General features: G+C 58.0%; 11 protein-coding genes. 2 read left to right on the top strand and 9 right to left on the bottom strand.

All coding sequences use genetic code 11. The features are described 5' to 3' along the window. Positions 1-170 precede the first annotated feature (170 nt). From RT21_RS05235 to RT21_RS05250, 4 genes are all read right to left on the bottom strand, one after another. Entirely contained in the window at positions 171-1181 is a 1011-nt protein-coding gene (locus RT21_RS05235; RefSeq protein WP_046161907.1) for a 2-hydroxyacid dehydrogenase, read from the bottom strand. Positions 1182-1302: 121 nt separating this feature from the next. Continuing rightward, a complete protein-coding gene (locus tag RT21_RS05240) occupies positions 1303-1722 on the bottom strand; it encodes a hypothetical protein (RefSeq protein ID WP_045428669.1) in 420 nt (139 codons plus the stop codon). Positions 1723-1731: 9 nt separating this feature from the next. Beyond that, a complete protein-coding gene (locus tag RT21_RS05245) occupies positions 1732-3183 on the bottom strand; it encodes a GMC oxidoreductase (protein WP_046161908.1) in 1452 nt (483 codons plus the stop codon). Positions 3184-3379: 196 nt separating this feature from the next. Beyond that, positions 3380-4027, bottom strand: a complete 648-nt coding sequence (locus RT21_RS05250) for a hypothetical protein (protein WP_045428673.1) — start codon at positions 4025-4027, stop codon at positions 3380-3382. A gap of 170 nt (positions 4028-4197) precedes the next feature. Between RT21_RS05250 and RT21_RS05255 the strand changes: the two genes are divergently transcribed. After that, complete coding sequence (locus RT21_RS05255) at positions 4198-4458, top strand: hypothetical protein (RefSeq protein ID WP_046161909.1); 261 nt, start codon at positions 4198-4200, stop codon at positions 4456-4458. A gap of 239 nt (positions 4459-4697) precedes the next feature. Here the strand turns inward: RT21_RS05255 and RT21_RS05260 are convergent, their stop codons facing one another. From RT21_RS05260 to RT21_RS05280, 5 genes are all read right to left on the bottom strand, one after another. Continuing rightward, positions 4698-5243 carry a Tll0287-like domain-containing protein gene (locus tag RT21_RS05260; RefSeq protein ID WP_046161910.1) on the bottom strand — a complete coding sequence of 182 codons (546 nt, stop codon included), beginning with the start codon at positions 5241-5243 and terminating at the stop codon, positions 4698-4700. Between the two features lie 226 nt (positions 5244-5469). Beyond that, on the bottom strand, positions 5470-5901 hold the full coding sequence (locus RT21_RS05265; RefSeq protein WP_046161911.1) for an OsmC family protein: 432 nt from the start codon (positions 5899-5901) through the stop codon (positions 5470-5472). 497 nt (positions 5902-6398) lie between these two features. Further along, complete coding sequence (locus RT21_RS05270; RefSeq protein WP_082082114.1) at positions 6399-7805, bottom strand: TolC family outer membrane protein; 1407 nt, start codon at positions 7803-7805, stop codon at positions 6399-6401. A 2-nt stretch (positions 7806-7807) separates the two neighbouring features. Continuing rightward, a complete protein-coding gene (locus tag RT21_RS05275; protein ID WP_046161913.1) occupies positions 7808-9136 on the bottom strand; it encodes an HlyD family type I secretion periplasmic adaptor subunit in 1329 nt (442 codons plus the stop codon). A 9-nt stretch (positions 9137-9145) separates the two neighbouring features. Then, the gene (locus tag RT21_RS05280; protein ID WP_046161914.1) at positions 9146-10852 is read right to left on the bottom strand and encodes a type I secretion system permease/ATPase; all 1707 of its coding nucleotides are present in this window, start codon (positions 10850-10852) and stop codon (positions 9146-9148) included. A gap of 643 nt (positions 10853-11495) precedes the next feature. On the opposite strand from RT21_RS05280, the gene RT21_RS05285 reads away from it, so the two are divergent. After that, positions 11496-11681 carry an Arc family DNA-binding protein gene (locus RT21_RS05285; RefSeq protein WP_052724722.1) on the top strand — a complete coding sequence of 62 codons (186 nt, stop codon included), beginning with the start codon at positions 11496-11498 and terminating at the stop codon, positions 11679-11681. The last annotated feature ends 109 nt before the right edge of the window (positions 11682-11790 follow it).

The raw sequence follows: 11790 nt of genomic DNA on the forward strand, positions 1-11790 counted from the left end.
GAACGGATGCTAGACAGCGGCGCGGTGATTGCTGAACGAGCGCCACTGACGATCAGACGTGGGAATCAGGTTTATCAGGTGGCATGCGGGATGCTGATCAGCGAGCAGAGCCCACGCTGATCGGCCACGGCTCCGCCTGGCAATCCAGGCGCCAAAGCGAACCGTGATGGCTACACCAGCTTGTCGGCGGTCACCCGATGCAGGGCACCGCTACCCTGCTCGAAGGCGCTGATATTCGCCAGCGTGGTCTCGGCGATATTAGTCAGCGCTTCCGCAGTGAAAAATGCCTGATGCCCAGTTATCAACACGTTGGGAAAGGTCGTCAGGCGCATGAACAAATCGTCGCTGATGACCTGCTGTGAAAGGTCCTGAAAGAAGAGGTTTTCTTCCTCCTCGTAAACATCCAGCCCCAGCCGACCGATCCTTCCGCTCTTGAGACCCTCGATGACTGCGCGCGTATCGACCACACGGCCTCGGCCGGTGTTGACCAACATTACGCCCGGTTTCATCTGAGCAATCGCGTCGGCATCGATCAGGTGGTTGGTTTCCGGGGTCAGCGGGCAGTGCAGCGAAATGATGTCCGCTTCGCCGAACAGTTTTTCTAGCGGCACATAGCTGACAAATTCCTTCGCATCGGCGCTGGGAAAGGGATCGCTGGCCAGCACCCTACAACCGAAACCGTGCATGATGTCGGCGAAGATAAGGCCGATCTTACCGGTCCCAATCACGCCCACCGTCTTACCGTACAGGTCGAAACCGAGCAGGCCATCGAGGGAGAAATTTCCTTCACGCACGCGGTTATAGGCGCGATGGGTCATCCTGTTGAGCCCGAGCACCAGTGCCACCGCATGCTCTGCCACCGCGTGGGGCGAATACGCCGGCACTCGCGCCACCGTCATGCCCAGCCGCTCCGCCTCGGCGAGATCGACGTTATTGAAACCGGCCGACCGCAGGGCAATGAGCTCCGTACCGCTGGAATGCAAGCGCTGCAGCACCTCGCGGTCGAGCTTGTCGTTAACGAAGGCACAGATGCCGGCGAAACCCGCCGCTAGCGGCGCGGTTTCCGCGGTCAGCCGGGCGTCCAGATAGACCAGGTGGTGCTGGTGCGCCTGGTTGGCCTGGTTGGCCTGGTCAAGAAAGGTGCGATCGTAGGGCTTGGTACTGAAGACGGCGATGCGCATGAACAGGCCTCCGGTTGGGACGGATTGAGGGGGCCACCCAGCCTGTCACTTGATCCATCGAATGACAGTGCAAAGGCCATTGACCGACGGGCTCAACGAGGCAGGCGGATACCGTATGACCTCACGCCAGCCCGTCGAACCGGGCGTAAGGGTTGCTGCAGGGCAACCGGTAGCCAAGAAAGCTAACCTTGGGATTGGTCTTGTTCTGCTGCCGCAAAAAATCAGTCGAAACCATGAAATCCGTTAACAAGCGGCGCTCGAAGTTGTCGACCCGAAGATCAGTGTAGGCTGTTCCCACTCCGGTTTGCTGGCGGATCTTGTAGAGCCCCATCAATGCGGTCAGCTTCTCCGAGCCGTAATGGTCAGCCATCGCATCGACGAATTTGCGCTGATCGTCAGGATCCATCTGGAAGTTTCCCACCAGCCGTTGCAGCAGCTGCGGAATGAAGACCTGACGGTCCTCGTAGACCCAGGCACCAGATCCGATCGCCACCAGACCCAGTGTGGCGGCGGACGAAATCAACAACGTACGACGTTTCATGGGCAATCCTTAGCTATAAAGCAGGTCGGCAGCACGGATGGACAAGGCGGCAGCCGTCAGGCTGGGATTCGCCGGCGAGCAGCTCGGGTAAGTCGCAGTACCGACGACAACAAGATTGCGCATCTTGTGATGCACCATATGCCCATCGACGACCGAACCGTCATCCACCTGCCCCATGCGCAACGTGCCCTGCACGTGCGATTCCGTCAGACGCCATTCCCTGAAGTTGATCGACTCAACCGGCAGCGGCGCGAGCAATTTTTCCAAGCTGTCGAGGCCGTACTGAACCCCCTTCATGCCGTAGTCGGACTCGCCGCGGTAGTCGATGATCGCCTGCCCTGTCTGCGGGTCGATGACAACCCGGTTCTCGACGTTGGGCAGGTCTTCGCTCACCAGCATCAACGGCAGCGTCTGGTTCCAGCGTCCGATTTCTGGACGTAGCCCATAGGGCCAGCGATTTTCAAAGTAGACCAGGCACGCCGAGTGTTCCTTACGGAAATCACCGTCGTATAGGGAGTAATTAAGGCCGGTGGTAATCGTGCTGCCATCGAAGTTGCCCAGCCCATCGAGATACACCTCGACGTTGGCCCCCACTTGCTCGTGCAGGCCCATACCGGTTTCGCCAAAGTCGATATCCGAACGCAGCAGGATCGCCGGGCTCTGAATGGCATTGGCGCCCAGCACGAACAGATCACCGAATACTTTGAACTCCTGCCCATCGGAGCGGATCGTGACGCCCTTAATGATGTTGCCTTGGTATTCGAGTGTGCGCACTTCGGTCTTCAGGCACACATCTACCTTGGGATGGCTGTACAGCTCGGCCAAGCCATTCTGCGCGGTGAACTTGGCGTTCATCGGGCAGAGATTGCAGGTGGCATTGGCACAGCAGACGCCTCGGGTGCCGGTCGCGACCCGAGCACGCCCGGTCGGCATGATGAAATGATGGTCGGGCATGGCCTCCTTCATCAACATGTCAATGGAGGAGCCTTTATGCGGAGGCTGGGGGAAGGGTTGGCTGCGAGGCAACACTCGGGTCATGTCTGGGTCGCCCGCGATCGACATGATCTGCTCGGCCTGGCAATAGTAGGGTTCGAGCTCGGCATAGCTCAGCGGCCAATCGTTGCCGACACCGTAGCGCGTCCGAATGGCGAAATCGCTGGGATGCAAACGAGGCGTCTGCGAATACCAGCAATTCATTCCACCGCCCAAGGCGATGGTGGTATTCCAGGGCTTTTCGCCGCGGTTGTCGTAGGTGGAGTCCGGCTTGATGGCAGAACTGCTCTGGGTCTGGATCTGCCAATCCCAGGGATGGAAGTCACCCCACTCTAGGATCAATGCGCGCCCGGTGAGGTGTTTCAAGGCTTCGGTCAAAAAGAAGCTCGAACCAAAACCAGACCCGACTACAACCAACTCATAGTGCTCTTCGTTGATGTCCTTTGCGCTTACCCGGTTGATCTCCACGACCGATTCCCTTAGTGCTGTAGCCTCGCCGAAACCAAGCTGTCCAATCGTTTACACGTCAGCAATGTCCTGCTGCGCAGCGCATGTCACGGCTTAAACCCGGCGTATCGCTACGACACGCGCTGAGAAGCCAGTTCTACGTGACCTTTGAAACGAAGCGGAGTTCCAGCCTGCTTAAGCCCATGCGTGCGAAGGGCTAGTCATCCAGCCCTTCCGATAGCCATCGCCTTACCCGGCGACGGTCACGCCAGGAGGTCAGCTGGTGGGTGAACGGGCTCTCCGGCACCAGACGGCATTCCGGATCGGTGAGGTCGCCCAGCTTGAAGCGGCGCAACACACCCAGCGGGTGGCGCTCTGGCCCGTAAAACGCCACCGCGCGGATTTCCATGCAGTGGAACTGCCAGTCACCCACTGGCTGATGGCCTTGAAGCTCGATGCCATTGAGTTCAGCAACTCGCCGCAACATACCCTGAAAGGTCCCGACGTGAATGAAATCACCACTGCTTAACGGCCCCTGGTGGGTGGTCTGGTGGATGGCGAGGTCGGGGGACACGTCATCTTCCATGCTCTGGCGAATGTCGGTGATATCGACTTCCAAGGGCCCACGTGACGTCACCACCGAGACCACGAGCTGATTGATGAACATCGGCTCGGCACTCATGTTGGAGATGATGCAAAGCGAGCCGAGTCCTTTGCCTGCGCCTCGATTGATAAGCAGGCTCGGCTGACGCTGCCGTCTGAAGTTTCGCAAGAGCAAATGCGCATAGAACATCCATACCAAAAGCGTGCTCAAGGAGATCAGCAACGAAACGAGCTGCTGGTTCTTCATTAACCAATCGATCATGTAACGTCTCGGTAAGTGATTCCCAGCTGAGACAGTCCAAATACGACTGGGTGCCCCACCCCTGTCGGGAAGCACCGCTCCACTCGCGGCCCATCCAGCAGCAGACACGAACGAACGCCATCCGCAGCAGGTCCGAGACATGGAGCCCGCAAACAGTCGAGGGAAATCAAATGAAGAGCTTGAGCATCGCGTCAACAGTGTTACTAGCCTTGCTAGCAACCGCTGCATCGGCCAATCAGGAGCCGACCGAGCCTGAGTCGGCCGACACCAACAGCCAGGCCCAGCAGGACCTCAACAACGAGGCAAGCGCACATGGCTACCAGAACCCTACCGGCGAAGACCCGCAACCACGTTTAACCGAGGACACGATCGAAAACGCTCACGGAGACGACGAGCGCGTAGATGACGAAGAGGATTCTCAGAAACGTTGATTGGCTGTCCATCGCGCTAGCCAACGCGATCGGACGACCTGAGTTGCCGTCTGCGACTGTGGACGGCATCAGCCTTGTTACACCCGGCGTCTGGACTGGCCAGCGTGGCAGGACGCATCGGCGCATCAGCAAAGCGGCGGGACGCTATAGCTTGTATGTGGAGGCGCTGTCCAAATACACGATTACATTCTCCGTGCGCCGCAGCCGGGCGGCCACGGGCAGGTCAGTGAAGCAGACGGCTAGTCGACAGCGCGCCTAAGGGTGAAAGCGCCCCGCAGCTCCCCAAGCTTGAAGCCTCGAGCCTCGTCCTCGGGGTAATACTGGTCAATAAGGGCCGCCAGCTCGGGTTTGATCGAACCACCATGACAGGCCAGACACGCCTCGCCAGTGGGAATGGCCTTCATCAGTCGAAACTCACCGCCCACCATTTCGGCATGCGACATGTTTTGCAGCGGCTCCCCCTCCGCAGCGCGCTGCTGAAACTGCTCCAGCACGGCGCGCTCCCAGGGATCGGGGGCATTGTCCTGGTTGCGCAGCTTCAGTGCCGTGCGACCCACCCGCCAAGGCGCCTCGCTATGCTCGGCAGTGATCTGCGGCGCCATTTGCTGGCAGGCCTGCACCGCCTGTTGCGGTCCGCCACTTTCCACAGCGGACTTCACCGTGGCCATCAGCTGCTGCTGAAACGGAGGAATGAGTGCCATCCCCTCACTGATCAATGGATCCAGTGGCTCCGCTTGGGCAGACAAGCTCAACGCCAAACAGCTCAAGGGCAACAGATAGCGCATAAAAACTCCTTGGGGCCTACTGGCCGAAGAGATGTATTCAATCGAAAACCTATAAGGTCGGCGGTCCATGCGACCAGGCATTTGCGCAGCTGTCGCAGACTCGCTGTGTGTCGCACATTGCTTTCGCCGGCGCCGAAAGAGCATGCGCATTTACCCGTCCAGCCTCCCCTCGCGGAAACACTCCACCGCTCTCGCGTCCACCTGCCCTTTGCTTTAGCGCTCGTACTCAGCCTGCCAACTCGCTGTGCAGACGCGTGCCACGCAGCAGGTTGTCTGCCAACGGACAACGGCGCTCGACCTCGGCGAGGAATTCCTGTTTTTGCTCCAGCGTCATGTCAGCATCGATATCCACCCGAAGACGCACTTCCTCGAAGCCCGGCCGCACGCTGGTGTCACGCCCGAGCAACCCGGCCGGATCGTAGTCCGCCTCGACTTCGAAGCGCATGCCGCGCAGCTCCACCTTGCGCTGGTGGGCGAGGAAACGACCGATCGTTCCGAAGCAACCGGCAAGCGCCGCCAAGACCAGCTCCAAAGGGCTCGGTCCGGTATCAGTACCGAACGCGGCGCGCGGCTGATCGATGAGTACTCGGTGATTGCCGCAAGCCACTTCGATTGCGAAGCCGTTACCCATGCTGCCTTGAACACTGATGGTCTTCATGTGTGGTCGTGTCCTTAGGAAAAAATCCTTTCGATGCGCACCGATGACATCGAGCCTAAACCGCTAGCCCCTGTCGTATCGCCATTCAATTTCTTGAATTACATTATATGTTTATATGTATTGTTTCAAGAATGTTTTCTGCTGCAGGCCTAAGGTCTGATTGGAAGTCGGAGATATGGGACGAGCACCGGCCCAACAGCCTCGGCAAGCTCTACTTCAACTGCCGACATGCGTCGACTGGCCGCGGTAACTGTGACGAGTGAATCGACTTCGTCTCGAAGGGGGGATTACTGGGCCTATCTGTCCGTCAAGCGTGGCAGCCGCACCTGGGTGGCCAGCGGGGTATAACGATAATTCAGATAATCGCGTGAGGGCTGTGTTGATCACCGATCTTGCCGGTCGCAGTATCGGCGATCAGATTCAAAACTTCGGCATTGAGCGAATGTCCCGCTCGATTAAGCAAGGCGCATCAGAACCATAGTCGCTCTCTGGCACGCCTAAAGACCGGCCCGCGAAACCGAGCCCTCTAGGGTTGGCGCAACCAACCACTTATTAACCTCATGGACATCGCTTCTGATTAGTGTCCCGCTCCATCGACGCAATACCATGTTGCTCATGACGAAATCATACTGCGCCTTCAAGAGATCGCGACGAGCCATGTACTCTTCCTTGATAGCGTTGAGCACATCAATGGCATTCATCACGCCGTAGCCAAAGGCACGCTCAGCAGCCTCTCTGGCCCTTTGCGAAGACAACAGTGCCTTGCGTGAGGCTGCGATTTTGCTAACACCAGCCTCCGCGGCATAGTAAGCGGAACGTACCTCGCGTATGACTTGCCGACGCGCCTGTTCGAATTCATGCTCGGCCGCCATCAAATCCGCATGACCGGCTGCCACACGGGCACTGACCGATCCGCCGCTAAAAATTGGCACCTGGACCCCGAGGCTCGCTACATATGTATCGGTACGATTTGCCAGGTTGCTGTTCTCATAGCCGATATCACTTCTCTGGCCGCTCAGACTCAGCGATGCCTTCGGCGCATGGCCGCCGCGCGCCATTTTCAGAGCTGCTTGCGCGGCATCTACAGCACTTCGCCGAGCCTGTAATACGGGACTTGAACCCATTGCGTGCTCAACCCAGTATTCGCGCCCTTGAGTCGGCAGGACAAAGGGGGTTTGATCGCCGATACGCTTCAACCGCTCGTTGATGGTTCGCCCCACCAGTTCGGAGAGAGCCTCTCGGCTTACTTCAATATCACTGCGCGCCCTGATCTCGGCCGCCCGGAGTGCATCGACACGTGAAGATATTTCCAGCACGTCCGTAATTAGCGCCAACTGCCGGGCGTATAGCGACTGGACCCGTTCCAGGTTGCGCTCGGTGGCTCGTAATTCAGCGGACACCAGCTCCAGTTCGTCCTCAGCGGCCAACGATGAAAAGTAGCGCTCAACCAGGTCTATCGTGGCCTCCTCCTGAGCAACCTCATATTCAGCCTTCCGTTGCAGAGCCAAATCGGAAAACCGCCGATAGTTATGCCACGTCTCTGGATCGTACAGCGTCTGGCTCAATGTCAGCGCGTATCGCTCGCCGTTATAGAAATCGCGAGTGACCTCGTTGTCCTGCAGGCTCCGATTGAAGGCGCCACTGGCGTTGAGTTGCGGCAAAAGCTGCCCTAAGGCCTCTCGCTCGCGCCATCGACCACCTTCGCTCTGCGCGTGGGCGATCTGGATACGCGGATCTTCCAATTCCGCCTCTTGGAACAGCTGCCACAGATCTACTAACGCCTTGCTATCCTCTCCGCCTTTTGGATCGACTTGTGACGGACTTTCGAAGGGGTGGTCGTCTGCGGCAGACAACCCCGCAACCAATGAGCTGAGCAATAACAACGTAACCGGCCAGTAGCGCATTCTCAATCCTCGATCAGCGAACGGGCAAAGGCATTGGATGCCGGCTGAACCAGGTATTCGAGCAAGGTGCGCTCCCCTGTATTGATCAATACTTCCGCAGGCATGCCAGGGACCAAAACCAGATTTCCCAGCTGTTTGCGTCCGCTTTTCGTCAGCTCTACCCGACCAAGGTAATAGGGAATACCGGTTTGTTCATTGACCAGCCGATCAGCCGAAACCCGTGTCAAAACCCCTTTAATTACCGGCGTAGTTGCATTCTTGAACGCACTGAAACGGATGTCTGCAAGCTTGCCAGGCCCGACCCGGTCGATGTCCATCGGCGAGATCTCTACATCCATCACCAGATCCTCGCTTGCGGGTACAAGATCCAACAAAGGCGTGCCAGGGCTGATCACCCCTCCAACGGTATGAACCTGCATGCCCAGCACCATGCCCGACTCAGGGGCACGGATCTGCAAACGCTGCGCACGATCATTAGCTGCAGCCAGGCGCTCGTTCAGATCGAATATCGTTGTCTGTACCTCGGCAAGCTGGGTCACGACCTCGGAAATGAAGTCTTTGTTCAGCTGTACGATTTGCAACTCCGTTTCCCCAATCTGCAAAAGAGCGCGAGCGATTGATGACTGAACTTCAGCTATTTCTGATCGCAGCCGCACGACATTGCGCTGCTGTTCGCGAAGGCGCTGCTTGTCGACGAAGCCTTCGCGCAGCAAGGCGGTGAGATCAGTTACCTCTTCCTCATAGAAAGAGATTTCCTGGTTTTTACCCTGGATCTCCGCGCGGAAACCGCGGATCTGCTCGCTCAACTGCACCACACGCTTCTGCAGCACACTGATCTCACCGAGCCGCGCCGACCGCCTGGCCCTGAAAATCTGCAGTTCGCTCTCGCGAGCTTCGTCGACACGCCTATCAGCGGCGGGCACGCCAAACTCCACTTCCTCATTAGCGTCCCGCTCAGCCACAAGCCGCGCCTCCAGCGCGCTAACCGCGATCAGTTGGCTGCGCACCATTTCCAGCTCGGCAAGTACCTGAGTGCCGTCCAGCTCCACGAGCAGATCCCCGGCCTGGACCTGATCCCCATCGTGGACATGCAAGGCACTGACGATGCCGCCCTCCAGATGCTGCACGGTCTTGCGATAGCTCTTCACCGTAACCACACCCGGCGCAAGAGCCGCACTATCAAGGGGCGCAAATGCCGCCCATGAGCCGAACAGGCCGAACGTTACAAACAGGACGGCATAGCCGATACGCCTGATTGCCAAATCATTGATTTTTACTGGCAGCGACGGGGACAGGCCCGCCGCGGAAGAATTACTCACGTCGTTTTCCATCCTGAAGGGTTACGCCTGGGCGAGCGCTACGGGCTTATGGGCCTTGGCCAATTCCGCCAGCACCTGCCCGCGCGGACCGAACATAACCAGGGCGCCATCACGCAGCACCATCAGCTTGTCCAGGGCGTTGAGCACACTGGTGCGGTGGGTAATAACGAACAATGTGCAACCGGCCAGCTTGAGCTTGACGATGGCCTCGGACAAAGCGCGCTCGCCTATATCGTCCAGGTTGGAATTGGGCTCATCCAAAACGATCAACTGCGGTCGCCGATACACTGCGCGCGCCAGTCCGATACGCTGACGTTGGCCGCCGGACAACCCACCGCCCGACGCCCCGATCACCGTGTCATAGCCCTGGGGCAGCTTGAGAATCAACTCATGCACCCCGGCCAAGCGCGCAGCCTCGACTACCGCCGCCGGGTCCACCTGACCAAAGCGTGCAATGTTCTCGCTGATCGATCCCTCGAACAGCTCGACATCCTGCGGCAGATAACCGACATGCTGGCCCAGCTCATCCCGCTTCCAGGCAAACACATCGGCCCCATCGAGGCGTACCTTGCCCTGCGCTGCCGGCCAGATGCCCAACAGGGCGCGGGCCAGGGTCGATTTGCCCGAAGCGCTCGGGCCGATGATGCCCACCGCATCGCCGGCGGAAACATGAAAATTCAACCCCACCAGCACAGGCTTTTGCGCACCGGGCGGCACCACTGCCAGGTTTTCCGCGGTTATCTCACCACGGGGTTCAGGCAGTGACATACGCTCGGGCTCGGTTGCGACCTGCTTTAGCAGCTCATCGAGCCGCGCGTACTGGCCGCGGGCCGCGGAAAAGCCCTTCCAGGCGCCAATCATCTGGTCGATCGGCGCCAGCGCACGGCCAAGCAGGATGGAACCAGCAATCATCAATCCGGGCGTGATTTCCTGCTCGATCGCCAGATAGGCGCCCAATCCCAGAATGAGCGATTGCACCAACAAACGAAACGTCTTGGAAAACGATGCAACGCTGCCGCCGCGATCACTGGCCACGCCCTGCAATACCAGCACATGATGGTTCATTGCCTGCCAGCGCTCACGAAGCATGCCCAGCATGCCCATCGCCTCCACTACCTCTGCATTGCGCAGGTTTTTTTGAGTGAAGGCAGTAGCCGCCAGGTTCTGCTTGTTGGCTTCCAGCAGAGCCGAGTTGGTCAGCCGCTCATTGAGGTAGGCCAAAGCGACCAATATCAGCGCACACCCCACGGCAAACCAGCCAAACCAGGGATGGAACATAAACATCACCGCCAGATAGATCGGCAGCCAGGGTGCATCAAAGAAGGCGAACAGACCGTTACCGGTAATAAACTGACGCAGCCCGGTCAGATCGCTTAGCGGCTGAGCCGAGGCCTGCATCCCACCCGAGGCGAGGGCCTGCTTAAAGCTGGCGTCGTACAGACGCGGGCCTAGGATCAGATCCAGCCGCGTACTCAGACGCACCATAATGCGGGAGCGCACCCATTCCAGCGCACCCATCGTGAATAGCAAAAGAATGAGAATCAGCGTCAGCATCAGCAGCGTCGAATGGCTGCCGGTGGCGATTACCCTGTCGTACACCTGCAACATATAGAACGCGGGCACGAGCATTAGGAAATTGACGAACAGACTGAAAAAACCAACGGAAAAGAAGCCACCTCTACATACAAGCAGGGCGGCCTTAAGATCTGACAAGGACGGGGACTTCATGCGCGGGACTCGCCGAGTGATAGCAGAAACATCCCAGAATAATATCATAACAGTATCATTATGATGCCAATATCCCGACGCCCAGAGCGTTAGGCAGCGCTCGTAATGGGTGTGACTGAAAAAAAATAATGTGCTCTTGCTCACAACAAAAGAATCAAGCGCGGCCACCAAAGCGCTTTTTAATGCCATCAGATAGCGGCTCGACATACGCCCAGCCATATCTCTCGCCACGCTATCGTTCGGCGCCTCGTTCAATTGGGAGCAACTGGACACCGCTCAGAATATGCCGCCATCTGCATGAATAAGGACAACATCTGCACGCAAAACACGGATGGCGATAGAAGCATCTTATAAATAACTGCTACGATATCGCCTCGGCCTGCCGTGCCTTTTCGTCCGGCCGAGCGGTGTGAAACAGCATTTTCTGGCATGTAATCCAGAGCAAGAAAAACGCTTACCCTTCGTCCGCAACAAGAATCTCTATCGCGCAGACGCACTATACTTTCGGTCGAGAATCAGTAGACTTCGCCAGTATTCCGGCGCCAAGTCTATGGAATTGAGTAAGGACACGAGAGGTTGCATTGCTAAGGGAACGGCCATCGGTAAGCGCTATGGGCGCCCTTGTATTTGAAAGAGGTAAAAAATGAGACATGCGAATGCGTCCAGCGAACCAGCTGTAAAGCTGGTCATCCGGCTGCCCGCCTCCATGAGAGAGCGTCTTGCCGAGGTGGCACAGGCCAATCATCGCAGCATGAATTCCCAAATCATCTCCGTTCTCGAGCACGCCTTGGCAGAGCCATCAGAAGATACGCAAGAAGACTCTCAGTAAGCGACCTCCCTCCAGCCACGATAAATAGCCATAAAAAAACCCTGCACCGTAGGGCAGGGTTTAGTTGAAGCAACCTCCCTTACATGCTGCGAGGGGGGCGTGCAGATGC

Origin of the sequence: Pseudomonas sp. 10B238 (assembly GCF_000970615.1) — a bacterium.
Classification (GTDB): domain Bacteria; phylum Pseudomonadota; class Gammaproteobacteria; order Pseudomonadales; family Pseudomonadaceae; genus Stutzerimonas.

Bases quoted from the DNA above. Each gene is read 5' to 3' on its own strand.
- RT21_RS05275 (WP_046161913.1), bottom strand. From the start codon at position 9,136: ATGGAAAACGACGTGAGTAATTCTTCCGCGGCGGGCCTGTCCCCGTCG.
- RT21_RS05285 (WP_052724722.1), top strand. From the start codon at position 11,496: ATGAGACATGCGAATGCGTCCAGCGAACCAGCTGTAAAGCTGGTCATC.
- RT21_RS05250 (WP_045428673.1), bottom strand. From the start codon at position 4,027: ATGATCGATTGGTTAATGAAGAACCAGCAGCTCGTTTCGTTGCTGATC.
- RT21_RS05260 (WP_046161910.1), bottom strand. From the start codon at position 5,243: ATGCGCTATCTGTTGCCCTTGAGCTGTTTGGCGTTGAGCTTGTCTGCC.
- RT21_RS05240 (WP_045428669.1), bottom strand. From the start codon at position 1,722: ATGAAACGTCGTACGTTGTTGATTTCGTCCGCCGCCACACTGGGTCTG.
- RT21_RS05280 (WP_046161914.1), bottom strand. From the start codon at position 10,852: ATGAAGTCCCCGTCCTTGTCAGATCTTAAGGCCGCCCTGCTTGTATGT.
- RT21_RS05235 (WP_046161907.1), bottom strand. From the start codon at position 1,181: ATGCGCATCGCCGTCTTCAGTACCAAGCCCTACGATCGCACCTTTCTT.
- RT21_RS05270 (WP_082082114.1), bottom strand. From the start codon at position 7,805: ATGCGCTACTGGCCGGTTACGTTGTTATTGCTCAGCTCATTGGTTGCG.
- RT21_RS05265 (WP_046161911.1), bottom strand. From the start codon at position 5,901: ATGAAGACCATCAGTGTTCAAGGCAGCATGGGTAACGGCTTCGCAATC.
- RT21_RS05255 (WP_046161909.1), top strand. From the start codon at position 4,198: ATGAAGAGCTTGAGCATCGCGTCAACAGTGTTACTAGCCTTGCTAGCA.